Raw genomic sequence first — 25983 nt, forward strand, 5'->3', positions numbered from 1 at the left:
AGCTCCTTTCCATACTTGTTTTTAGTATGGACAGCGAGCCGAGCGGCATACATATACAAAAAGCAGGAGAGTATCCTCCTGCTTCTATCGTCGATTATTTCAAGAGCTTGCTGATGTTTTCTTTCTCTTTTTCTGTCAGTTCGACAAGTGGCAAACGGACACCGCCTACTGTGACGCCTTTTTGATTCAATGCTTCTTTCACCGGGGTCGGACTCGGTGCTTGGAACATGCCTTGCATCACCGGCAGAATTTGCTGGTGGATACGGGCAGCTTCTACGACATTACCTGCTTCAAATGCCTGCAGCATAGCCTGCATTTCATTGCCGACAACATGGGAAGAGACGGACACGATGCCATCACCGCCGATGGCAGCTACCGGAAGGGACAAATCATCATCACCACTGTACAGGCTGAAATCATCAGGCGTACTTGCAATGACCTTCGTCATGCTGCTCAAATCTCCAGTGGAATCCTTCACAGAAACAATGTTTGCTATCTTTGAAAGCTCAATCACTGTCTCCGCTTCGATTTTCACAACGGATCGCCCCGGAATATTATAAAGCATGATCGGCAGCTTCGTGCTATTGGCCACTGCTTCGAAATGCGCATATAATCCGCGCTGATTGGGCTTGTTGTAGTAAGGCGCAACGATCAGGGCAGCATCGACTCCGATGTCTTCTGCTTCCTTTGTCAGTTCGATACTGTCCTGCGTGTTATTGCTTCCTGTCCCAGCGATAATCGGAATCCGACCGCCCGCTGTTTTTACCACATGTCGGAACAGCTCAAGCTTTTCTCCGTGGGAAAGTGTCGGCGATTCACCGGTCGTGCCAGCTACGACGACAGCGTCTGTCCCGTTTTCGATCAAATAATCGAGCAAACGGGTAGTGGCATCAAAATCAATTTTCCCATCGTTATCGAATGGCGTTACCATCGCTGTAATAATTTTACCGAATTTCATCGTAAAACTCCTCTGTCTTCAACAATTATCAGATCTTATAGACTCAGCTCGAATGTCGTATGAAGCGCGTTCACTGCTGCTACAAGATCTTTTTCATTAATCAATACCCAAATGGTCGTGTGGCTGTCAGCTGATTGCAGGATGTCGATTTCCTTATCCGTCAATGTTTGGACAATTTTTGCTGTCACGCCGGGAATGCCTGTCATACCGGCACCGACAAGGGAAACCTTCGCACAGTTGTTGATCACCTTTGGTTTCAGGCCAAGATCCTGAAGGATACCCTCTGCAAGCATGACCTGCTCGGCGGCAATCGTGTATACGACACCATTTGGCGAAATATTGATAAAATCGACCGAAATATTTGCCTCAGCCATCGCTTTGAAAACACTGGACTGTGTTTTATACGCATCCGTATCGGTTTCGATTTTGATTTGGGAGATGCCGGCCAGATGTGCAATCCCGGTAATCAAGCGGTCTGGGATATCCTTACCAGCAAAGCTCTCCCTGGATGATGTGACGAGCGTTCCCTCTGAGAGAGAACCGGTTGAACGCACACGCATCGGGACTTTAGCCTGCATCGCGATCTCCACAGCGCGCGGATGCACCACTTTCGCACCTTGATATGCCAGGTTGCAAATTTCCGTATATGTGACGACATCCAGCATACGAGCTTCTTCGACAACGCGAGGATCGGCAGTCATGATGCCTTCCACATCCGTGAAGATGTCGACATATTCCGCTTGTAAAGCAGCACCGAGAGCAGCTGCGGATGTATCGCTGCCGCCCCGGCCGATGGTCGTGATCTCCCCATCTTCTGTCATACCTTGGAAGCCGGCTACAACGACGACATCATGTGTCTTGAGCTCTTCCCAAATCCTATCGACCCGCATTTCCTTGATTTTCGCAGCTGTGAATTCTTCATTTGTGATGAAACCAGCCTGGGCTCCGGTCAATGCGGCGGCTTTGATTCCTTTTGCATTAAGCGCATTGGAAAAGACGACGGAGGAGATGACCTCGCCGCAGGAAAGCAGCAAGTCCTTCTCCCGTTTGGAAATATGCGTCTCACCGGGCACACCGATCAGTCCAAGCAAGGAGTCGGTTGCATATGGATCAGGATATCGCCCGATTGCCGATACGACGACCACTACCTTATTCCCGAGCTTCAGGGCTGCCTCTATATGCTGAATGGCTTCCGTCTGATTATCTCTTACAGACGTTCCGCCGAATTTCTGGACTAACACTTTCATTTTTACACCTCAGACTGTAAGCAAGTTATGTTGGATCAAGCGTTCCGCGATTTGGACACTGTTCCACGCTGCACCTTTCAACAAGTTATCTGATACGATCCACATGTGGAATCCGTTGTCATGATCCAGATCCTTGCGCACTCTTCCTACGAATACTTCTTTTTTGCCAGCGGCAGAAAGCGGAGTCGGATAAGTCTGTGTGCTTGGATCATCTTCCAGCACAATTCCTTCTCCGGCCGCCAATTTCTCTTGAATGTCCTTGACAGTCAGGCCGCTTTGGCCGAGCTCGACATAGACACTCTCGGCATGGGATGTGAAGACTGGCAATCGTACACAAGTAGCCGAAACGTGAAGATCCTCTGCATGCATGATTTTTTTCGTTTCATTGATCATTTTCATTTCTTCATATGTGTAACCATTTTCCTGGAACACATCGATTTGCGGGAGCGCATTAAATGCTACCGGGAAGTGGCGTTTATCGCCTTTTACTGGAAGGACGCTTGCCTCCATGTCTTCTCCATCAAGGAATTGCTGCGCTTGGTTTTTCAATTCGTCGATTGCGACAGCTCCAGCTCCGGACACAGCTTGATAAGTAGAGACGATGATACGGGAAAGCCCGTATGCTTCTTTCAGTGGCTCCAGCGCTGCAACCATCTGGATTGTGGAACAGTTCGGGTTTGCGATGATACCTTTATGAAGCTTCAGATCATCCTCGTTCACTTCCGGTACAACAAGCGGTACTTCCGGATCCATACGGAATGCACTCGTATTATCGACAACTACTGCGCCGCGCTTCACTGCTTCGGGGGCCAATGCCTTGGAAACGGAACCGCCTGCAGAAAACAGTGCGATATCGACACCTTCAAAGCTCTCCGGTTTGGCTTCCTTCACAGTATAGCTCTTGCCTTTGAAATCTATTTGCTGTCCAGCGGATCTGCTGGAAGATAATAAGGATAGCTCACCGATTGGAAAATCGCGTTCTGCAAGAGTCTCCAGCATCTTTTGCCCTACAGCGCCTGTCGCGCCTACTACTGCGATATGATAACCTTGCTGTGTCATGAAAAACCCTCTCCTCTGTCTATCTGAATGGATACGTATTATATAGTTGCTACACTAGCTTTATTTAACGCTAGCACTATTCTATCATAATTTTTCTGTCATAGGTTATCGTTTGAGGAGTTTAGGAAAAACGTTGGACTAATACGGGCTGCAGCTGCTTATATTCCAAGGCAGCTTCAATCGTCTCCGGAAGCTTTGTCATATCAGCAACAAGGGAGTTAGGCTTATTGAATGGATCGTCTTGTCCGAACGGGATGAAGTACATATATTTCGCTGCCATGAGCCGCATCAAGTTGACACCGTTGAGGCCGAGGGCATCATTCGTGCTGATTCCGAGCACGATCGGTTTCCCATTCCGTACTGTTGCTTTCACCGCCATCAGCACCGGGCTATCCGTCAGTGCATTGGCAAGCTTCGACATGCTGTTTCCGGTGAGCGGCGCCACCACCATACAATCCAGCGGTTCACGAGGACCTAACGGCTCTGCTTCCGGGATCGTGCGGATGATGGTCGTTTTCGTCAAATCACTGATTTTTTGCATATGATCCTTGGCATCCCCGAAATATGTGTCAGTGAATTGAACCGTGTTGCTGACGACGGGCACTACTTCCGCTCCCAGCTTCACGAGCTGTTCGATTTGCGGAAAAATTTCGCTGTACGTACAGTGGGAGCCCGTAATACCGAATCCGATCCGTTTTCCTGCCAAACTCATATAATACTCCTCCTTTTAGCTGTTTGTTAAAATCTGTTTGATGACGACAGACAAAATATTGCCGGCAGTTTTCGGGGCGACAATGCCCGGCAGGCTCAAGGCGTGGATGGCCTGGATGCCTCGTTTTTTCGCATAGTCGAAGTCTACTCCGCCTGGTTTGGAAGCAAGGTCGATGATCAGCGTCTGTGTAGGCAGCTGCTCAAGGATGGCTTTCTTCACGACAAGCGCTGGAATGGTATTGATCAGGATATCACTATCTTTGATCACTTCCGGAAGACTTTCGAGGAAAAAGGCATGCATTCCCATTTCGCTTATCCGGGCAATATCAGCATCGTGGATGGAACCGACATGGACATCGGCACCGAGTGCATCGAATTTACTTGCCACGCTCGTACCGACGCGCCCGAAACCAAGCACGACGACTTTCGAGCCATGGATGGTGAAATCCGTATGTTTGATGGCTGTCATAATGGCACCTTCGGCTGTTGGAATCGAATTATAGATCGCGACATCATCCCTGTCGAAAAGGGACACCAGACGCAAATTCCGCTTTTTGCACAAATCTGTCAGATAGTCGTTTGTGATACCTGTAAAAATGACACAATCCTTGGGCAATCGATCCATCCAGCTTTCCGACAATTGAATACTTTTATCAGAAAATACTGTTGCAATCTGCCCATCAGGACCAACTCCGGGAATCGGAAGGATGATCGCATTCAGACTCTGTGGATCCAGGTCATCCAGTTCTCGCTGGATACCGCCGGTGAAGCTTTGACTGATTTGTTCGAAGCCCACCGCAAATACAGATGCATTCGCACTGCATTGCAAGCTGCGAATCATCTCCAAGTAGCGGGCATCACCGCCAAGAACAGCGATAGTCAATTCAGTGGTCAAACTCTCACCTCGCTCTAGAACATATTTTCATACATCTTTTCATTGAGATAGTTGCTTTCCAGTTATCATATGAGGAATACCGTAAGGAGTGATTGAATTGGAGCATGATGCGAACACAAAAAAGCCAGTGCATCATGCACTGGCAAGATTTACGTCTTTATAAGTATCATATGTTTCCCGACTGTCTGGATTTCCTCCCAGGCGATGCGATTATCACTGCCTTCCTTGCGCAACCCGAACCATTTATAATTCGGTATGAGAAATGCATCGATTTTTCCAGTGACTGGGTTGAACTCGATATCGGTCTGACCAAGAACACCTAAACGTTCGCCATTGTTCACATCAATGATCTCTTTATCCCCTATGTCCTTGAAACGCAAAGCAGATCAGCTCCTTTTATTTTGGTGCGACAATCGCCGTTGCCTGTTCTTTGCCGAAGATCTCCTGAATGACAGCGTCCACATCATCCATCGTTACATTGTCGATTCTTTCAATCAATTCATTCAAAGATGGGTGCTTGCCAAGCAAGAGTTCATTTCGGCCATTCCGGCTCATTCTGCTGTTTGTACTCTCCAAGCCAAGCATGTAGTTCCCTTTCAGCTGTTCTTTCGTATTGTTGAATTCTTTTTCGGTGATGCCGTCTGCTTTCAGCTTCGAAAGCGTCTCGAAAATCGTTTTCTGGAGCTCATCCAGCTGTTCTTTGCCCGTTCCGGCATAAATAGTGAGCATGCCGCTATCCATGTACGTACTGTGATAGGAATACACAGAATAAGCTAAGCCCTTTTCTTCCCTGACATCCTGGAACAATCTCGAGCTCATGCTGCCGCCCAAGACATTGTTCACTACCATCAGGCTATAGCTTGATGGATCATCCAATTTCAACCCTTGATAACCGATTGCCAAATGAGCTTGTTCCGTTTCCTTGGATCGGCTAATCATATTCGGATTGAATGGAGGCTCTTCAAGTGTCCGGTGAGCTGAATCAGCCTGAAAGGCTCCAAAATGCCCCTCCACGGTCTTGATGAAAGATTCATCAACATTCCCGGCAACAGACACGACCATTTTCTCCGGTACATAATGCGATTCTTTGTAATTCCTTACCGATTCACCGGTAAAACTCATCAGTGTGTCTTCTGTACCGAGAATCGGCAATCCAAGCGGATGCTTGCCATAAGCAGCTTCAGCAAGCCAATCATGGATGATATCATCTGGCGTATCTTCTGCCATCTTGATTTCTTCCAAAACGACTTTCTGCTCCTTCTCGATTTCTTCCTGCGCGAACTGCGATTCAAAGAACATGTCAGCTAATACTTCCAGTGCAAAATCTTTATGCGTGTCCAGCACTTTGGCGTAATAGCATGTAAATTCCTTGGAAGTAAATGCATTAACCATGCCTCCGATGGCATCGAAAGCCTCGGCTATCTCTTTGGCAGAACGATTCTTCGTCCCTTTGAAGAACATATGCTCCAAAAAGTGAGACAAACCATTGTTTTTCTCTTCTTCGTTCCTTGAACCTGTCAAAATCCAAATGCCAATCGTAACAGACCGTACTGATGGCATGTTTTCCACTACCACTCTTAGACCATTTTTGCATGTATGCTTCTGCAGCAAAATCAAATCCTCCCAATCAACAGTACATCATACTGTACCATTATCTTCCTTCATTCAATATCGTATCCAAAGTAGACACACTGTACCCCTTCTCCTCAATCACCTTTAGCATATCTGCCAGCCCTGCCTCCACGACAGGGGTAGGATGCATGAGGATGAAAGCTCCAGGATGCAGTTTTTCGGTCACGCGTTTCATCATAACAGGAACTGTCGGCTTTTGCCAATCAATGGTATCGACTGACCAAAGAATCGTTTCCATCTGCTGGTCATTGGCAGCTTGGATGACCCCGTCATTGAAGCTGCCGCTCGGCGGGGCAAAATAGACTGGCTTGTCACCTGTTATGGCATGGATTATTTCGTTCGTCTGACTTATTTGCTCTGCCGAGTCCGTTTTGCTCATTTTTTTCATATCAGGATGGTTGTATGCGTGGTTCCCGATGACATGTCCTTCTTCTTTGATCATCTCGACAAGCTGATTATGTTCCTTTGCCCATTTTCCTTCGATGAAGAAATTAGCCTTCACATTTGCATCTTTCAACGTTTGCAAGATTGATGGAATATGGTCTTCTCCCCATGATACATTGATCAATAAGGCGACTTGCTCCTGGTCTTCCCTGGCACGGTATATTGGGGATGCTGGCAGCTCATCAAGCGTGATTTCCGGCTTTACTTCTTCGATTACAAGCAGCTCTCGATCAAACATACCAGCTTTCTTCATTTTCTCCAAGGAAGCATCGATGTCTACCTTGGTACCTGCCTTTCCGGGCACCTTCTTCCATATCTTATCGATTCGTGCATTTTCAGCCGGCCGTTCGACTTCTTTGCGAACTGCTTCTATTTCCTGCCGCAATTCTTCTTCATCTGTTCGTACTGCTACCTCAGAAAAAACCGGATGATGAGCGACAGATGCTGTCTGGAACGGCGCGTGACCGCTGTCGATAAGCAGAAATATCAGTGTGATGAATACGATTAGGTGAATGATAATCCGGTGCATTCCCATCCCTCCCTAATCTAGCTTATGAAGGGCTGGGACAAGGAAGAACAAGCATAATATCTTTATCCGTAAAAAAAGAAACTGGCTGAACCAGTTTCTTCCCTTTTGCTTATCATTCAGCAGATTCCTGCTGTTCTTTTTCCTTTTTGGCTTCGATCAATAATTGCTTATGTGAAAGGTTCACTCGTCCTTGACGGTCGATTTCTTTTACTTTCACTTTCAGCTTATCGCCGATTTTCACGACATCTTCCACTTTGCCTACGCGTTCTTCCGCAAGTTCGGAGATGTGAACCAAGCCATCTTTCCCTTTGAATAATTCAACGAAGGCACCGAATTTCTCGATTCGTTTGACTGTTCCTTCATACACTTCACCGACTTCGACTTCACGTACGATGTCTGAGATGATCTGTTTCGCTAGTTCGTTCTTCGCAGAATCAGTGGAAGAGATGAATACTGTACCATCTTGTTCGATATCGATTTTGACACCAGTTTCTTCGATGATTTTATTGATTTGTTTACCGCTTGGCCCGATGACATCGCGGATTTTATCCGGATTGATTGTCATGGTCAGGATTTTCGGAGCATATGCAGACAGCTCCTCTTTCGGCTCACTGATAGTAGACATCATATGACCGAGGATTTCCAAACGGCCTTTACGCGCTTGTGTAAGTGCCTCTTCAAGGATTTCCCGGCTCAAGCCTTCGATCTTGATATCCATCTGCAGAGCTGTAACGCCTTTTTCGGTACCGGCAACTTTGAAGTCCATATCGCCCAGTGCATCTTCCATGCCTTGGATATCAGTAAGGATCGTATAATCATCACCAGATTTAACCAGTCCCATTGCGATACCTGCTACCGGCGCCTTGATCGGAACACCGGCATCCATCATCGCCATTGTGCTGGCACAAATGCTAGCCTGGGACGTGGAACCGTTCGATTCAAGGATTTCGGATACAAGACGGATTGTATACGGGAAATCCTTCTCGGAAGGAATGACCTTCTCCAAAGCACGCTCACCAAGGGCACCATGTCCGATTTCACGACGGCCTGGTCCTCTGATCGGTCCTGTCTCCCCAACACTGAAATGAGGGAAGTTATAATGATGCATGAAACGCTTCGTTTCTTCTGTGTCCAACCCATCAAGAATCTGCACATCGCCAAGTGCGCCCAATGTACAAACACTAAGTGCCTGAGTCTGACCCCGTGTGAATAATGCAGATCCATGTGTACGAGGTAGTACACCAATGCGGGAAGACAATGGACGAATCTCATCGACGCCACGACCATCAGGACGGATTTTGTCTTTCGTGATGGCACGGCGGACTTCTTCCTTCACAAGCTTGTCCAGGATGCCCTTGACTTGCTTGATTGTATCCTCGTCTGCTTCCTGCTCTTCATAGAATGCGACCATCTCGTTCTTGACGTCACTGATCGCCGCTTCACGCGCTTTCTTCTCGTGCACTTCGATTGCCGCTTTCAGTTGATCGTAGCAGCGGTTCTTGACATCTTCCGTCAATTCCTTGTCCAAATCGAAGAGCTGGACTTCCATTTTTTCTTTGCCGACAGCAGCGACAATCTCTTCCTGGAAAGCGACAAGCCGCTTGATCTCTTCGTGACCGAACATGATAGCTTCCAGCATGATATCCTCAGGCACTTCCTGCGCGCCTGCTTCCACCATGTTGATTGCATCTTTTGTTCCAGCTACAGACAGATCGATATCACTTTTCTCTTGCTGTTCCTTCGTCGGGTTGATAACGAATTCTCCGTCGACACGACCTACTACGACACCCGCTATCGGACCATGGAATGGGATATCAGAGATGCTGATTGCAATGGAAGAACCGATCATTGCTGCGATTTCAGAAGAATAATCCTGATCCACACTCATGACCATGCTGATCACTTGCACATCGTTTCTGAATCCATCCGGGAATAAAGGACGAATCGGACGATCGATCAGACGTGATGCGAGTACTGCTTTCTCACTCGGACGCCCTTCCCTTTTGATGAAACCGCCTGGGATCTTACCTACTGCATATAGTCTTTCTTCGTAGTTCACTGTCAATGGGAAGAACGGCAAGTCCTTCGGTTCCTTCGAACCTGTGACAGTGGACAGTACGGAAGTATCGCCGTACTGGATGAGACAAGCGCCGTTCGCTTGCTTGGCAAGTTCTCCAATTTCGACAGTGAAAGTCTGTCCGGAAATTTCGGTGGAGAACACTTGTTTTTGGTCTGCCATTAATTAAAGCCCCTCTCGTTAATCTTACATTGGACCCTGTCTTTGTATTATGCACCAGTCCAGGTCCCGTTTACACTATGTATAATAGGTTTTCTCCTATAGAAAAAGCGGGAAAAATTCCCGCTTTTTAGTCAATCTTATCGGCGTAGGCCAAGTTTTTGGATTAGTTCGCGGTAACGTGTAACATCTTTTTCGCGAAGATAGTTCAACAAGTGACGGCGACGACCAACCATTTTCAATAGGCCACGGCGTGAATGGTGATCTTTTTTGTGTGTACGAAGGTGATCGTTAAGTGTAGTGATTTCCTCCGTCAAAACAGCGATTTGCACTTCTGGTGAACCAGTATCAGTGTCATGTGTTTTGTATTCTGCGATCAGTTGATTCTTGCGCTCTTTAGAGATTGCCATTTGTTATTCCTCCTAAAAAATCTGATAGTAACCCCATTCCCCGAGCAATCGCCGGAGTAGCGAATTGCCAAGCGAAGGTTTTCCATAGTCCAGATTACACTTTTTGCAGACAGATTGCAAGTCTCTTGGACAACATTCTATGCAAAATATGCGCTGATCTGTTCTTTATCGCGGTCCAGCTGTGCAACAAGTGCTTCAATTCCGTTGAATTTGACTTCCTCCCGGATGAATTTACGCCAGGATACGGTAACTTCCTCGCCATAAATCTGTTCATCGAAATCGAGTATGTGCACTTCCAGATTCGGAGCGACGGCATCTTGCTGGAAAGTTGGTTTGAAACCGAGGTTCGCCATCCCGGCGTAGGTTTTGCCCTTGATCATTATGTCTACAGCATAAACGCCCACTTTAGGCAGGAAATAATCCTCCTCGATGCGGATATTCGCTGTCGGATATCCGATAGTGCGTCCGCGCTGATCACCAGTGATGACTTCTCCAGTCAATGTGAGCGGATGACCGAGCAGCTCGATGGCCGCTTCCACCTCTCCATCGGAAACAAGCTGACGGATTTTCGTCGAACTGATTTTCTCTTTTTCACTTTCCACTTTCGCCACCGCTTCATAAGAGAAAGCTTGCTGCGTGGCAGCTTCCTGAAGGGTATCCGCATTCCCTGCACCTTTCTTGCCGTAGGTGAAATCGAAACCAGATACAAGATGGCGCACTGCCAGTCCGTTGATAAAGCGCTCGATGAAATTTTCGGGACTAAGACCAGCAAGCTCTTTCGTAAAGCCGATCAAATACAGATAATCAATACCCATACTCTTTAGAATCGCCTCTTTTTCACGGAGCGGGGTTAGATAATCTTCTCTTGTATCCGCTTTTCCCAATACGACGGATGGATGCGGATGGAAGGTAATGACCGCGCTTTTCAGCTGTTTTTCACGAGCAGCATCGATTGCCCGGTGTATGACCTCCTGATGCCCGCGGTGAATGCCATCAAAAAAGCCGATAGCTGCACTGACTGCAGGCATGTCATCCAGTTTCATCGTTTCTGAATAATGTAGTTTAATCGTTTGCATCTGTGCCTCCTGCTTTCCCTGATACGAATACTCGTTTTGGCTTCAGTAAATGTGGATAGGCAGGGTGCGTCTCATAAATCCCGAGAAGCTGATCACCCTTTTGTACACGATAGAGATCCGCTTCTGCCGGTCGTGTGAGTCGCTGGCCGTACCTGACCTTTTGTTCAATCACGGCGTCTGCCTCGATCAGAGGCATGAATTCTATCGCCTTCGTGATCGGCTGCAGCAATTGTTCCATACTGCCTGCTTCCATTGCCTCTTCCATTTTAGCAAAAGTGACCGTATCCTGTGTACGAAATGCTCCTGCCTGTATCCGTTCCAGGCTGCTCATGTGGGCAGGATAGCCAAGTGCTTTGCCTATATCCACACAAAGGGTACGGACATAAGTACCTTTCGAGCAGCTGACGGTGAACCGGAACACACTTCCATTTTCGCTTACAGATGCTTTGTCCAGGACGATTTCATGTATCGTCACCTGTCGGATGGGACGCTCTACTTCCTGCCCTTTCCGAGCATATTCATACAATTTACGCCCCGCCACCTTGACCGCGGAATACATAGGCGGTACTTGTTCGATTTCTCCGGTGAACTGCTGGAGGACCGACTCGATAGCATGCAAAGGAATCGGTTCAGTGACCGGCTTTTCCTCGATCACAGTGCCGCTTTTGTCCTCTGTCTCTGTTGCGGTACCGATCGTCACCTCTGCGACATAGGTTTTGGACGTGTCCGTCAAATAGGGAACAATCTTTGTTGCTTGGCCGATACAGAGCGGCAACACGCCTTCTACGTCCGGATCCAATGTACCTGTGTGCCCAATCTTTTTCGTTTGCAATATTTTGCGCGCCTTGAACACGCAATCGTGGGAAGTCATCCCTTTTGGTTTCCATAATGCCAGGATCCCATTCAATGCCAGCACTCCTTTGTACTATGTAAAAAAGAATCCCTTCCTCCCATGAAGGGCAAAGGGATTCTCCATCGTCTCTTATCTGTCGGAATCGTTGAGCTCCTTCAAGAGATGTTCGATTCGATTACCTTGTTCTACAGCTTCGTCGAATTCAAATGCCAGCTCTGGTGTCTTGCGCAAACGTATGCGCCTGCCGATCTCTGAGCGGATGAATCCTTTTGCTTTCGCCAATCCAAGAAGCGTATTATGCTTTTGCTTCTCTTCGCCAAGGACGGAGATATAAACTTTCGCCTGCTGCAGGTCACCAGTCACTTCCACATCTGTCACCGTCACAAAGCCGATTCGCGGATCTTTGATCTTTCTGGATATAATATCGCCAAGCTCTTTTTTCATCTGCTCTGCGACACGATTTGCTCGTAATTCACTCATATAATCACCTCATCGTCATTCGGAGGGATGCTAAAGCCACTGCTTTTCAGTGGCTGTTCTCTCAATCTCCGGAAAAGAATCAATCAAGGCAAGCGCCTGATCCATCACACGTTCAGCCCTGACACGGTCGGGGGATGTCGTCACCAGTTCGAAGCAAGTGCGCTGCCATAGATCATGGTAGTCTGCTTCGCTGATGGCGATATTGAACGATCCCCCGATCCTTGTGGTGATCCGTTTGACGACCGAACGCTTATCCTTGAGGGAATGCGCGTCATAGATCATACACTCTACAACCGCAGCCAGAATCATTTTCTTTCGATTTCTTCCATCACGTATGCTTCGAATGTGTCGCCTTCTTTAAGGTCGTGGAAGTTCTTCAATGTGATTCCACACTCATAGTTTGTGGCAACTTCACGGACATCATCCTTGAATCGTTTCAAGGAATCGATTTCATCCTCGACGATTACGATGCCGTCACGGATGACACGGATGGAAGAATCACGTGTGATTTTACCTTCTGTCACATAACTTCCGGCAATCGTACCGATACGGGACACCTTGATGATTTGGCGAACTTCCGCTTGTCCGATGACTTTCTCTTCGAACTCAGGATCAAGCATCCCTTTCATTGCGGATTCGATTTCCTCGATTACTTTGTAGATGATGCGATGCTGACGGATATCGACGTTTTCAGATTCTGCTGCTTTTTTCGCATTGGCATCCGGACGTACGTTAAATCCGATGATGATTGCATTCGAAGCAGATGCCAGGATGACATCGGATTCTGTAATCGCACCGACACCTGTGTGAATGATGCGGACTTTAACGCCTTCGACTTCGATTTTTTCCAAAGATGCAGCCATCGCTTCCACAGAACCATGCACGTCCGCTTTCACGATTAGGTTGATATCTTTCACTTCCCCTTGCTTGATCTGGTTAAACAGGTCATCAAGGCTGACACGTGCACCAGTGGAACGATTTTCTTCCACTTGCTTTTGCTGTCTTGCTTCACCGACTTGACGAGCTTGCTTCTCGTCTTTGAATACCATGAACTGATCACCCGCATTAGGCACAACGTTCAAGCCAGTGATCTCGACTGGTGTGGAAGGCGGCGCTATTTTCACACGGCGGCCCAAGTCATTGACCATCGCACGTACACGGCCGTATGCATTACCGACAACAATGCTGTCACCGACATTAAGTGTACCGTTCTGAACAAGCAATGTTGCTACCGGACCGCGTCCTTTATCCAATTGTGCTTCAATTACTGTTCCCTCTGCCGAGCGGTTCGGGTTCGCTTTCAATTCTTCAACCTCGGTTACGAGCAGGATCATTTCAAGCAGATCATCGATACCTTCGCGTTTTTTCGCAGAAAGCTGGACGAAAATCGTATCTCCGCCCCAATCCTCAGGGATCAGGCTATGTTCCGTAAGCTCTTGCATGACTCGATCCGGGTTAGCACCTTCCAAGTCGATTTTGTTTACCGCTACGATGATCGGTACTCCTGCAGCTTTGGCATGGTTGATCGCTTCGACTGTCTGCGGCATAACACCATCATCGGCAGCTACGACTAGAATCGCGATATCCGTTACTTGCGCACCGCGGGAACGCATGCTTGTGAAAGCTGCGTGACCAGGAGTATCAAGGAAAGTGATTTTCTTGCCATTCTCTTCAACTTGATACGCACCGATATGCTGCGTGATTCCGCCTGCTTCGCCTTCGGTCACTTTCGTGTCACGGATGGAATCAAGCAAAGTTGTTTTACCGTGGTCAACGTGTCCCATGATCGTAACGACAGCAGGACGTTCCTGAAGGTCTTCTGCTTTATCTTCGATTTTATAGTTATCCAGATCTGTTACATCAACGTCTACTTCTTCTTCCACTTCGACATTGTACTCTAAGCAAATCATTTCAATTGCATCTTTATCCAAGTCCTGGTTTTTCGTTGCCATGACGCCTTGGAGGAAGAGTTTCTTGATGATTTCCGTGGACTCCCTGTGAAGCTTGGCTGCCAATTCACTGACAGTCAAAGACCCTTTGAAGGTAATTTTATCTGGAGTCGGCATTTCCGGACGTTTCTGCTGCGGAGCTTTTTGGTTACGATTGTTGTTCCGGCCGCCGCGTCTGTTATTGTTCTGTCCGCCCTTGCCAGGTTTTTTATTGCCATTGCGCTGCTGGTTGCGGTTTTGTCCGCCGCCGGCTTTACTTTTCGGCTTGTTGTTCTGACCATTGTTATTTGCTGAGTTGGATGTGTTTGCTGAGTTCCCCGTTTTAATCGCTACTTTCTCGCTACCCGCGCTTTTTCCTGTGAAGCTTTTATCCAATCTGTCCTTTGCCGATTCATTGATCATGGACATATGATTGGACACTTCGATATTCATACTTTTAAGTTTATTGATGATTTCCTTACTGGAAACGTTTTTCTCTTTTGCGTATTCGTAAACACGAATCTTTGACATACGTTCACCTCCGAGTGGATTCAGTGAGCAAAGATTTCAATTTGTCTGCAAAGCCTTTATCCAAAATGGCAATTGCGACTCTGCCGGATTTACCAATCGCTTGTGATAATTGCTCCCGGTCCTCCTCCACCTGCCAAAAGGCGATGTTGTAGAAATCGGTCTTGTTGCGAAGTTTCTTCAAGGTTTGGGGACCGATATCACTGGCAGCTATTACTAGCTTTGCTTTTTGCCGTTGGACATCCCGGACAATCGCTTCTTCCCCGAAGGTGCATTGTCCGGCACGCACAGCAAGCCCTAACAAATTCAAATAATTTTTACTCATGAGTGCTGACCTTTGCTAATCGCTCAAGTTCTTCATAAATAGAATCATCGATCTGTGCATTCAAGTGACGCGCCAGCGTATCTTGTTTCTTCGCTTTTGCAATGACAGCCGCATCCTTGGAGACATACGCACCGCGGCCATTCTTCTTGCCGGTCTCATCCACGAAAACTTCGCCTTCTTTGTTGCGGACGACCCGGATCAATTCCTGTTTCGGCTTCATTTCATTGGAAACCACACATTTTCGAAGCGGAACCTTCTTTTGTTTCATATACAGCGCCCCTTATCAATATGTGTCTTCGTCAAAATCGTCGAAGTCCATAGCTTCTGTATCCTGATCAGTCAATAACCCGAGTTCACGTGCTTCTGTCTCGGATTTGATATCGATTTTCCAGCCTGTCAATTTCGCTGCCAGGCGTGCATTTTGACCGCGCTTACCAATGGCAAGGCTAAGCTGGTAGTCAGGCACGATGACCGTTGTCGCTTTTTCTTCTTCATCAACCAATACAGAGATGACTTTGGAAGGACTGAGGGCATTGGATACATACTCGACAGGATCTTCAGACCACTCAACGATATCGATTTTTTCACCTTTGAGTTCATTCACGATTGCTTGGACACGCTGACCGCGCTGACCAACACAAGAGCCGACCGGGTCGACTTCCGCTTGGGAAGCGTAGACGGAAATCTTCGAACGGTCCCCTGCCTCACGAGCGACCGAGCGGATTTCTACAGTACCATCATAGATTTCCGGCACTTCCATTTCAAATAATCGCTTCAATAGACCTGGATGGGTCCGGGAAACGAAGATGCTCGGTCCTTTGTTTGTGTTCTCCACTTTTGTCACGTACACCTTCAGGCGATCATGAATCTCATATTTTTCTGTCGGCATCTGCTCGCTTTCCGGCAGCTTTGCCTCGATTTTGCCAAGATCCACATAGATGAATCTTGGATCATTGCGGGAAACGATACCAGTCATGACATCTTCTTCCCGATCAGCATATTCACTGAAGATGACGCCGCGCTCTGCTTCACGCACGCGCTGTGTGACCACTTGTTTCGCAGCCTGCGCTGCAATACGGCCGAAGTCTTTTGGTGTCACTTCGATTTCAACGACATCGCCGATATCGTACGTACCAGAAATGGCACGAGCCTCATCGAGCGTCATTTGCTGCTGGCTGTCCTCGACTTCCTCGACAACATCCTTGCGGGCGAACACTTTCATGGATCCAGTTGTTTCATTCAAATCGACGCGTACATTGGTCGCGGACTTGAAGTTCTTTTTATAAGCGGAGATCAAGGCTGCTTCCAGCGCTTCGATCAGGACATCCTTATTAATCCCTTTCTCTTTCTCCAAATAAGTAATGGCATCAAAAAGCTCGCTGCTCACTCGTATATCCCCCTTTAGTTAAACGTTACAGCCAGACGTGCCTTCGCGATTTTCTCATATGGAAGGGACACTTCCTTCTTCCTCGCTTTGATCATGACTTCCAATGTCAATACATCGTCTTCGAACGCCTTCAATGTACCTTGGTACTCTTTCTCATTATCGATCGGCTCGTACAGTTTCACATAGACTGTCTTGCCGATACTGTTTGTGATTGCTTGTTTTGTTTTCAGCGGTCTTTCCGCTCCTGGCGAAGAAACCTCCAGGAAGTACGGGAAATCAACCGGATCATTCTCATCGAGGACTGCACTCAATTTCTCTGAAACGATGGCACATTCCTCGATATCGATGCCTCCAGCTTTATCAACGTAGACACGCAGGAACCAGTTCTTGCCTTCCTTGACGAATTCCACATCGACCAGCTCCAGCTGCAGCTCCTCCATGATTGGTTGTAGATAGCTTTCCGTAACTTCCGTTATATTGGCTGCCAAAATGCTTCCTCCTTTACTGCACGCTTTCAGGCGAATATTACTTTTTATCGGGTAGGGTGTGCCTCTCAATAGAAAACCCTTGCCCGAAATGGAAGCAAGGGAACAATGTTTATCATGTGCTTTTTGCTACAAAACAACGAAGAGGCGCTCCCCTTACAAATTTGATGCCGAATCCATGGGTATGAAAAAGAGTGGGTAATCCCACTCTTGATCTGGTTCGTATCAATACCGCTATTGGATAATATACCACAAGTTTCTTGTTTAGGCAAGAATCCCGTTAGAATAGCGAAAGCTGGTTCTGGTCGGCCATTCCTTCCAGACAGCCATGCTGATCCATATACTCCAATACCGTCTTACTGATCCTGCTCCGCTCACGAAGATCTTCCTTCGAAAGGAATTCCCCATCTTCCCGTACTTTCACGATATTGAGCGCCGCGTTGGTCCCCAGTCCGTCAATGGCGTTGAATGGCGGAATCAAACTGTCCCCGTCCACCAGGAAATCTGTCGCACTGGACTTGTACAAGTCTACTCGCTGGAAGTGGAATCCACGCTCGCACATTTCCAGTGAAAGCTCCAATACAGTAACAAGGTTCTTCTCTTTTGGAGAAGCATCGTGTCCTTTTTGATTGATCTCGTTGATACGCTGGCGGATTGCTTCCGGTCCTTTGATCATCGTATCCAGCTCGAAATCACTTGCGCGTACACTGAAATACGCTGCATAGAAAAGAATCGGATGATGCACTTTAAAGTAAGCAATCCGTACGGCCATAAGGACATATGCAGCTGCGTGTGCTTTCGGGAACATGTACTTGATCTTCAGACATGAGTCGATATACCAATCAGGTACATTGTTCTTCTTCATCTCTTCGACCCATTCATCCTGCAGCCCTTTCCCTTTACGGACAGACTCCATGATCTTAAAGGCGAGTGATGAGTCTAGACCACGGTGCATCAAATAAACCATGATGTCATCTCGACAGCCGATTACTTCAGGCAAGGTGCAAATGCCGCTGTTGATCAGTTCCTGGGCGTTGCCAAGCCACACATCGGTACCGTGGGAAAGTCCGGATATCTGGACCAGTTCGGCAAATGTCGACGGATTAGTGTCTTCCAGCATTTGACGGACGAAACGTGTACCGAACTCCGGTACACCAAGTGTACCCGTTTTACACATGATTTGTTCTGGTGTCACACCTAATGATTCCGTTCCGGAAAAAATCTTCATCACTTCCGGATCATTTGTCGGAATCGTCTTCGGATCGATACCGGACAAATCCTGAAGCATGCGGATGACGGTCGGATCATCGTGTCCGAGTATATCCAGTTTCAGCAGATTATCGTGAATGGAATGGAAGTCGAAGTGGGTCGTCCGCCATTCCGAATTGCGATCATCCGCAGGATATTGGATCGGTGTGAAGTCATATATATCTTGGTCATCCGGTACAACAATTATACCACCAGGGTGCTGACCGGTCGTTCTTTTCACACCCGTACACCCTTGGACCAGCCGATCCACTTCCGCATTGCGGATATGGAGCTGATTATCACTGGCATAGCCCTTCACATAGCCATAAGCAGTTTTCTCAGCGACGGTGCCAATCGTACCGGCACGGTAAACTTTATCTTCCCCGAAAAGCACCTTCGTGTAGTTATGGGCTTGCGGCTGGTAAGCACCGGAGAAGTTCAAGTCGATATCGGGAACTTTGTCTCCTTTGAATCCAAGGAATGTTTCGAACGGGATATCCTGACCATCCCGCTTCAATGTTTCGCCGCATGTCGGACATGCTTTTTCTGGCAGGTCATAGCCGCTGGCAACCGAACCATCATTGAAGAATTCGTTGTATTTACAGCTTGGGCACACATAATGCGGCGGCAGCGGGTTTACTTCGGTGATATCGGTAAGTGTTGCTATCAGTGACGAACCGACCGACCCCCGGGACCCGACTAAATATCCGTCGTCCAGTGATTTTTTCACCAGTTTATGCGAAATAAGATAGATAACGGCAAAACCGTGGCCGATGATGCTTTTCAATTCTTTTTCAATCCGTTTCTCAACTATTTCCGGCAAAGGGTCGCCATAAATGCTGCGTGCGCGGTCATAGCTCATCTGGCGCATTTCATCCTCAGCACCATCGATGTTGGGCGTGTATAAATCTTCTTTGACCGGCTTCACATCTTCTATCATGTTCGACACTTTCTGTGTGTTGGTTACAACTACTTCTTTTGCCTTTTCTGCAGGCAGGAAATCAAAACAAGCAATCATCTCGCTCGTTGTGCGGAAATGTACATCCGGCAATGACTGCCTGCTAAGCGGATTACCATTCTGTGTCTTGATCAAAATGTTGCGGTACTGCTTTTCGTGTTCTTCGATGTAATGCACATTGCCGGTTGCCACCACCGGCTTCGCCAAATCTTCGCCAAGCTCGACAAGATTACGCAGGATATCAAACAGATGTGCCTCATTCTGCACAAGTTCTTTTTCAATCAAATGATAATAATTGGATGGCGGCTGTATCTCGATTACATCATAAAAGGCTGCGGCTTCTGCTGCATCTTCCTTTGATTTTTGCATCATTGCTTCGAACACTTCACCTTTGTCACAGCCGGAGCTGATGATCAAGCCCTCCCGATGCTGCTCAAGCTTGGAACGAGGAATTCTCGGAACACGGTAGAAGTAATCCACATGGGACATGCTGACGAGCTTGTACATATTTTTCAAGCCGACTTCATTCTGTACATAAATCGTACAGTGGTATGGGCGGGAGCGTTGATAGGCATTCCCTTCCCCCATGTAATTATTGAGCTGGTCATGGTTCATTATCTCTTTCTTGAACGCTTCCTTCAGCAATCGCCATAATAAATAGCTGGTTGCTTCCGTATCATAAATCGCCCGGTGATGCTGCGTCAGTTCAATATCAAGGAACTTACAAAGCGTATTCAGCCGGTGGTTCTTCAGCTGCGGAAACAAAAATCTGGCAAGCTCCAATGTGTCAATGACAGCATTCGGCGCCTTCTCCAAACCGATTCGCTTGAAGCCTTGATTCAAAAAGCCCATATCGAAGCTTGCGTTATGTGCAACAAGTACATCGTCACCCATCCAAGCATGGAAATCGTTTAAGACCTCCTCGATTTCAGGCGCATCCACAAGCATATCATCAGTGATACCAGTAAGGTCGATGATTGTCTGGCTAAGTTTTTGATGCGGATTGGCAAATCGCTCGAAGCGGTCGACGATCTCCCCATCATGGAATTTGACGGCAGCCAATTCGATGATTTTATCGTAGGAGGCGGATAAACCTGTCGTTTCTACGTCAAATACGATATACGTCGCCTTTTCCAAATCGATATCCTTACTATTGTAAGCGATAGGTACACCATCATCGACGAGGTTGGCTTCCAAACCATAAATGACTTTGATATTGTTCTTCTTACCAGCAGCGAATGCTTCCGGGTAACTCTGCACGACAGCATGATCGGTGATTGCAATACTATCATGACCGAACCTTGCTGCTGTCTCGATCAAACGGCTGGCTGATGTCACAGCATCCATTTGACTCATGAGCGTATGAGCATGCAGCTCGACACGTTTTTCCCCTTCTTCAGCCTCATCCTTACGTAGAGTGACAGTTATTTCATTGATGTCATTTGCCATCATGGTCAGCTCATTGGTGAAGTTGTCTGTCTGAATACTTCCGCGCGCCTTTATCCACATACCCTTTTTGAGCTGTTTGAATTTATCTGCATCTTCATTGCCTTTGGAAAACATTTTGATTTGGAAGCTGTCTGTATAATCCGTCACTTTTGCAATAAGCAAGTGGCGGCCAGAGCGCAATTCTCTTATATCCACATCAAATACATAACCCTGGACTGCCATGCGGCGTTCCTCGTCTTGGATATCCTGCATCGGTGTAATCTCGTCATTGATACCATAACCGATCATAACAGGACCTTGCGGAGCTTCCTCCTGTTTCTTCGCCCGTTCTTCGGAATCCTTGATTGCTTTTTGGACGAGCAAGCTGTCTTCCATCGCTTTTTGCTCACGGAATTTGGTCAATTCCTCCATGTTTTGTTCCTGGACAGTGACCGTGAGCATGTAAAGACCAGCACCGATTTTCTCACAATAAGTTTGGAAAGCAGGTTCCAGCCTTTTTTTCAAAGCGCTTGCTTCCGCTTCATTCCTTGCAGTTAACATAATCTTATTACCGTTAACTACTGGAACCTGTGTTTGTACCAAATCCTTGTAGGCAGGTGATAATTTGGGATAAGTAAGAACGAAATCCTTCCAATAATCCTTGATATGGTCACTTTCGACCGTATTCGTGACACAACGGATCGACCAGTTCACAGCAGCGATATGTGCAAATGCTTCTGTCAGCTTGGCAGTGAAGATTTTATATATAGTTGGCGGCAGCAGATTCTCCAGTTGAAAATGAAAATGCCAGGACTTCGCTTTTGGGTCCACTTCCAATTTCTCCAGCTGACTCTCCTTGAAATGAGCTGCAATGGTTTCTTCATCTAGCTGGATCTGCTCAAGGAGCATGTCCATTTTTTCATTTTGGCTTAGACTCATTGACTTCTCCTCCCCCGCTAGTGTACTGCGGTCTTGCGAAAGCCCCTGTCAAAGATTTGACAAGGGCTTGTACATGTTTATAGATAAGCAGCTATCCGATCCAACAGATCATTCTCATGTGAAACTGCTTCTTGTTCAATATCGCGGAACTTCACTTCCACTTCGCCGTCAGCAGCAAGTTTACCGACTGTGACGCGAACAGGGATACCGATCAAATCACTATCAGCAAATTTGACACCGGCACGTTCCTTTCTATCATCGTACAATACATCGACGCCCGCTTCAAGTAATCTTTCATATAGACGATCAGCCAGTTCACGCTGCACGTCTTTTTTAGGATTCAAGCTGATCAGATGCACCTGGAATGGACTGATGGATTTTGGCCATACAATCGCGCCTTCCTTGCTGTGCTGCTCGACGGCAGCTGCAAGTGTACGCGATACGCCGATACCATAGCAGCCCATAATCAAGTTTTTAGCCTTTCCTTGTTCATCCAGGAAAGTTGCTTGCATTTTGTCAGCATAAAATTCACCTAGTTTGAATACCTGGCCAATTTCGATACCTTCAGCAAACTGGATAGTTCCGTGACCGTCCGGTGATGGGTCACCAGCTTGGATGAATCTTAGATCAGCATATTGCTTCACTTGGAAATCCCGTTCCGGATTGACATTCTTATAATGGAAACCATCTTCATTGGCGCCGCAAGTAACATTCACTGCATACTTTACAGCGTTGTCCGCAATGACATCCATCTCTTTTGGAACATTGATTGGTCCAAGAGAGCCGAACCCTGCACCAATCATTTCCTTCACTTCAGCTTCAGCTGCCAGTTCGACTAGCTGCGCTTGATACAGATTCTTCACTTTGATGTCATTGATTTCATGATCACCACGTGAAATGACCATCACAAGACGATCATCCACTTTGAAAACAACTGCTTTCAGACCTTCTTCAAGTGAGTGACCAAGATAATCCGCCACTTGCTGCATCGTCTTTACGTTCGGTGTTTCAATTTTTTCAAGAGGCATGGAATCCACTTCAGGCTTTTGACCTTGATCGAGTACTTGGGCCATCTCGATATTGGCCGCATAATCGGATTGATCACTGAAGGCAATCGTGTCCTCCCCGATCGAAGCAAGTGCCATGAATTCGTGGGTATCCTTTCCGCCCATTGCACCTGAATCGGCGACAACGGCACGGAAATTCAATCCTACTCGTTTAAAGATGCGATGATAAGCGTCAGAGATAGTCTCATAGGCTTCATCCAGACTTTCATAATCCGCATGGAAACTATACGCATCCTTCATGATGAATTCACGCCCTCGCAAAAGGCCAAAGCGAGGACGCTGTTCATCCCGATACTTCGTTTGAATCTGATACACTGTAAGCGGTAATTTCTTATAGCTGTTCAATTCATCACGTACTAAGCTAGTCGTGACTTCCTCATGAGTGGGACCAAGGGCGAATTCTCGATTGTTCCGGTCATGCAGTCGCATCAGTTCAGGTCCGTATACCTTCCAGCGGCCTGTCTCTTTCCAAAGCTCTGCAGGCTGGAGTGCCGGCATGAGCATCTCGCTCGCACCGATGCGATCCAATTCCTCACGGATGATCGCTTCCACTTTTCGCAGCACCTTCGTACCGAGTGGCAGGTAGCTGTATATTCCAGAAGCAGTCTGACGGATATATCCGCCTTTGACAAGCAGCTGATGGCTGATTGCTTCTGCATCTGCAGGCACTTCTCTTAATGTTGGGATAAATGTTTTACTTTGTCGCATACTTCCACCTCTGCATCATAAAAATAGCCGCTGTATATCATTCCAGGTGACCACGATCATCAAAAGCATCAGCAAAGCGAATCCGATGAAGTGGACCACCGCTTCTTTCTGTGGCTCAACCGGCTTACCTCTCAATGCTTCCACACCGATGAACAACAGACGTCCGCCGTCAAGTGCGGGAAGCGGGACAAGATTGACGATTCCAAGATTGACACTGAGCAATGCTGTCCACTGGATAAGATTGATCAGACCTGTCTTCACTACCTGATCTGTCGCATCATAAATACCAACTGGTCCGGATAGCGCATCGATACTGAGCTGACCGGTTATGAGCTGTCCCAAATTGGTAATGATCATCGTTCCGAATTCATATGTTTGCTGGAAGCTGTAAGGAATCGCACCAAGGAAATCTTTCTGCATCGCGAGCGTTACACCGATTTGACCGATTTTCTGGTCGCCGCTTTCCACAAGTGCAGGAGTGATCTGCAGCTGCCGTTCTTGACCATCCCGGACAATCGTCGCTTCAAGCTCTTTTTCCGGATTTTCACGGACGATGGCCGTAAACTCTTCCCATGTCTGTACCGACGTACCGTCGATTGCCGTTATCTCATCCCCTGATTGGATCCCGGCTTCTTGGGCAGCAGATCCATCTTGTACAGTACCCACGGCTGCATTATCCGCTGGTACTCCCTGTATAAGGGCAAGGATGAAAAACAGCACAAGCGCAAGCAGGAAATTCATCAACGGTCCGGCAAATAATTGCATTGCGCGCTGCCGCTTGTTCTTGGAAGCGAATTGCCGATTATAGGGAGCGATTTGCGTCTCCGTCTCATCCATCACATACATTGCCTTCTCATGGACAGGGAAAGACAGGCGTTCTTCCTCGCCTATCTCATAACCATGAATCATCAGGCTGTGATCCAGATCCGCACTCTCGACTTCGATGACACGAGCGTTCGGATGCTTGGACTTATTGTTGACGATGATTTTCGTTACTTCCTGTTTTCCATTGAACTCCAGTCCGATATGATGACCTGGCTTCAATTCCACGATTTCAGGATCCTCACCGGCAACACGGACATATCCCCCGATCGGGAGCAGTCTGATTGTATAGAGAGTTTCATTTTTCGTCCAAGTAAAAATCTTCGGTCCAAAACCGATGGCGAATTCACGTGCTAACATGCCAGCTCGCTTCGCAAAAATCAAATGTCCGAGTTCATGCACGAAAACGAGCAGCCCGAACACTAGGATAAACGCAATGATAGTTGTCACAATGGGCACCTGCCTTTATTGGATATAGGACCTCACTTGGCTCCGCGTGAGACGATCTGTTTCCATGATTGTTTCCAAAGAAGGGAAAGATTCATAAGCATGTGCATCAAGTGCCCGCGCTACATAATCCTCTATCGTCAGGAAATCGATTTTCCCTGCAAGAAACAGGGCTACCGCCTCCTCATTCGCCGCATTCAGTACGGTCGTGGCAGTGCCTCCTGCCTTACCCGCTTCATATGCCATGCGCAAACAAGGGAATCGTTCCATACTCATTTCTTCAAAGTGGAGTTTGCCTATTTCCACTAAGTTTAACCTTTTTGAAACGGCTAAATCAAGTCTTTCAGGGTAGGTGAGGGCGTACTGGATCGGCACCCGCATATCAGGTGTGCCAAGCTGGGCGATGACACTGTAATCCTTGTACTCGACCATGGAATGGATGATGCTCTCCCGATGCTGGACAACTTCTATGTCCTCATAATCGATTCCAAAGAGCCAATGAGCTTCGATGACTTCCAAGCCTTTGTTCATCATCGTTGCCGAATCGATCGTAATTTTCTGGCCCATGCTCCAGTTCGGGTGGCGCAGTGCGTCCTCCAAAGTTACAGTCTTAAGTTCTTCCCTTGTCTTATCACGGAAACTTCCGCCGGAAGCAGTGATGATCAGCTTGTTTACATCTTCGAGCTTCTCCCCGTTCAGACATTGGAAAATCGCTGCGTGCTCACTATCTACCGGAAGCAGATTGACACCATGCTTTTTCGCTTCTGCCATGACTAAGTGTCCAGCCGAAACCAATGTTTCTTTATTCGCAAATGCCACTTGCTTTTTGGACCGGATTGCTTCCAATGTTGCTTCCAGACCAATACTTCCAAGAACGGCATTTACAACGACGTCTACTTCCCCGGCAGAACTGATCGCTACCATCCCCTTGGAACCGACCAGGATTTCTACATGTGGAAGTGCCTGATGAAGCTTCTCTTTTGTCGGTTCATCTTGTACGACGACAACAGCCGGTTCGAATTCCTTGATAAGCGGCATCGCTTTTTCAATATTACGGCCAAACGCCATGCTATGCAGCCGGAACGCCTCCGGATGGTTGCGGATGACATCCAATGTCTGCAAGCCGATCGAACCAGTTGCACCTAATAACGCGATTGTTTTCATCGGACACGCTCCTCTTAAT

The 25983-nt window shown here is 47.4% G+C and carries 23 protein-coding genes; all 23 read right to left on the bottom strand.

All coding sequences use genetic code 11. The features are described from left to right. Window positions 1-94 precede the first annotated feature (94 nt). Window positions 95-958, bottom strand: a complete 864-nt coding sequence (gene dapA, locus AB1K91_RS10475) for a 4-hydroxy-tetrahydrodipicolinate synthase (RefSeq protein WP_413089804.1) — start codon at window positions 956-958, stop codon at window positions 95-97. 35 nt (window positions 959-993) lie between these two features. After that, entirely contained in the window at window positions 994-2205 is a 1212-nt protein-coding gene (gene dapG, locus AB1K91_RS10480) for an aspartate kinase (RefSeq protein WP_413089805.1), read from the bottom strand. Between the two features lie 9 nt (window positions 2206-2214). Continuing rightward, complete coding sequence (locus AB1K91_RS10485; protein WP_413089806.1) at window positions 2215-3264, bottom strand: aspartate-semialdehyde dehydrogenase; 1050 nt, start codon at window positions 3262-3264, stop codon at window positions 2215-2217. Window positions 3265-3385: 121 nt separating this feature from the next. Next, a complete protein-coding gene (gene dpaB / locus AB1K91_RS10490) occupies window positions 3386-3976 on the bottom strand; it encodes a dipicolinate synthase subunit B (RefSeq protein WP_413089807.1) in 591 nt (196 codons plus the stop codon). A 15-nt stretch (window positions 3977-3991) separates the two neighbouring features. Beyond that, window positions 3992-4870, bottom strand: a complete 879-nt coding sequence (gene dpaA, locus AB1K91_RS10495; protein WP_413089808.1) for a dipicolinic acid synthetase subunit A — start codon at window positions 4868-4870, stop codon at window positions 3992-3994. A 149-nt stretch (window positions 4871-5019) separates the two neighbouring features. Next, window positions 5020-5250 (bottom strand): YlmC/YmxH family sporulation protein, encoded by a 231-nt coding sequence (locus AB1K91_RS10500; protein ID WP_093726550.1) that lies wholly within the window; start codon window positions 5248-5250, stop codon window positions 5020-5022. 16 nt (window positions 5251-5266) lie between these two features. Further along, entirely contained in the window at window positions 5267-6481 is a 1215-nt protein-coding gene (locus tag AB1K91_RS10505) for a M16 family metallopeptidase (protein WP_413089809.1), read from the bottom strand. A 40-nt stretch (window positions 6482-6521) separates the two neighbouring features. After that, the gene (locus AB1K91_RS10510) at window positions 6522-7475 is read right to left on the bottom strand and encodes a polysaccharide deacetylase family protein (RefSeq protein WP_413089810.1); all 954 of its coding nucleotides are present in this window, start codon (window positions 7473-7475) and stop codon (window positions 6522-6524) included. A gap of 112 nt (window positions 7476-7587) precedes the next feature. Beyond that, a complete protein-coding gene (gene pnp, locus AB1K91_RS10515; RefSeq protein ID WP_413089811.1) occupies window positions 7588-9714 on the bottom strand; it encodes a polyribonucleotide nucleotidyltransferase in 2127 nt (708 codons plus the stop codon). Window positions 9715-9851: 137 nt separating this feature from the next. After that, on the bottom strand, window positions 9852-10121 hold the full coding sequence (gene rpsO, locus AB1K91_RS10520) for a 30S ribosomal protein S15 (protein ID WP_093726553.1): 270 nt from the start codon (window positions 10119-10121) through the stop codon (window positions 9852-9854). A gap of 137 nt (window positions 10122-10258) precedes the next feature. Then, complete coding sequence (locus AB1K91_RS10525; RefSeq protein ID WP_413089812.1) at window positions 10259-11197, bottom strand: bifunctional riboflavin kinase/FAD synthetase; 939 nt, start codon at window positions 11195-11197, stop codon at window positions 10259-10261. After that, window positions 11184-12104 carry a tRNA pseudouridine(55) synthase TruB gene (gene truB / locus AB1K91_RS10530; RefSeq protein WP_413089813.1) on the bottom strand — a complete coding sequence of 307 codons (921 nt, stop codon included), beginning with the start codon at window positions 12102-12104 and terminating at the stop codon, window positions 11184-11186. The genes AB1K91_RS10525 and truB overlap by 14 nt, the downstream gene beginning before the upstream one ends. 75 nt (window positions 12105-12179) lie before the next feature. Next, window positions 12180-12530 carry a 30S ribosome-binding factor RbfA gene (gene rbfA / locus AB1K91_RS10535; RefSeq protein ID WP_095214740.1) on the bottom strand — a complete coding sequence of 117 codons (351 nt, stop codon included), beginning with the start codon at window positions 12528-12530 and terminating at the stop codon, window positions 12180-12182. Window positions 12531-12560: 30 nt separating this feature from the next. After that, window positions 12561-12839, bottom strand: coding sequence for a DUF503 domain-containing protein (locus tag AB1K91_RS10540; RefSeq protein ID WP_413089814.1), 279 nt, complete (start codon window positions 12837-12839; stop codon window positions 12561-12563). Further along, on the bottom strand, window positions 12836-14989 hold the full coding sequence (gene infB, locus AB1K91_RS10545) for a translation initiation factor IF-2 (RefSeq protein ID WP_413089815.1): 2154 nt from the start codon (window positions 14987-14989) through the stop codon (window positions 12836-12838). The genes AB1K91_RS10540 and infB overlap by 4 nt, the downstream gene beginning before the upstream one ends. Window positions 14990-14993: 4 nt before the next feature. Then, window positions 14994-15311 carry a L7Ae/L30e/S12e/Gadd45 family ribosomal protein gene (locus tag AB1K91_RS10550; RefSeq protein ID WP_093726559.1) on the bottom strand — a complete coding sequence of 106 codons (318 nt, stop codon included), beginning with the start codon at window positions 15309-15311 and terminating at the stop codon, window positions 14994-14996. Then, entirely contained in the window at window positions 15304-15579 is a 276-nt protein-coding gene (gene rnpM / locus AB1K91_RS10555; protein WP_413089816.1) for an RNase P modulator RnpM, read from the bottom strand. Before rnpM ends, AB1K91_RS10550 begins: the two co-directional genes overlap by 8 nt. A gap of 15 nt (window positions 15580-15594) precedes the next feature. Beyond that, window positions 15595-16698, bottom strand: coding sequence for a transcription termination factor NusA (gene nusA, locus AB1K91_RS10560; RefSeq protein WP_413089817.1), 1104 nt, complete (start codon window positions 16696-16698; stop codon window positions 15595-15597). 14 nt (window positions 16699-16712) lie between these two features. Beyond that, on the bottom strand, window positions 16713-17186 hold the full coding sequence (gene rimP / locus AB1K91_RS10565; protein ID WP_413089818.1) for a ribosome maturation factor RimP: 474 nt from the start codon (window positions 17184-17186) through the stop codon (window positions 16713-16715). Between the two features lie 277 nt (window positions 17187-17463). Beyond that, on the bottom strand, window positions 17464-21756 hold the full coding sequence (locus AB1K91_RS10570; protein ID WP_413089819.1) for a PolC-type DNA polymerase III: 4293 nt from the start codon (window positions 21754-21756) through the stop codon (window positions 17464-17466). Between the two features lie 77 nt (window positions 21757-21833). After that, entirely contained in the window at window positions 21834-23531 is a 1698-nt protein-coding gene (locus tag AB1K91_RS10575) for a proline--tRNA ligase (protein ID WP_413089820.1), read from the bottom strand. A gap of 15 nt (window positions 23532-23546) precedes the next feature. Next, window positions 23547-24803, bottom strand: coding sequence for an RIP metalloprotease RseP (rseP, locus tag AB1K91_RS10580; RefSeq protein WP_413089821.1), 1257 nt, complete (start codon window positions 24801-24803; stop codon window positions 23547-23549). A gap of 15 nt (window positions 24804-24818) precedes the next feature. Next, window positions 24819-25964, bottom strand: coding sequence for a 1-deoxy-D-xylulose-5-phosphate reductoisomerase (gene dxr, locus AB1K91_RS10585; protein ID WP_413089822.1), 1146 nt, complete (start codon window positions 25962-25964; stop codon window positions 24819-24821). Window positions 25965-25983: the final 19 nt, after the last annotated feature.

This window comes from Terribacillus jepli, from assembly GCF_047228925.1.
Classification (GTDB): domain Bacteria; phylum Bacillota; class Bacilli; order Bacillales; family Amphibacillaceae; genus Terribacillus.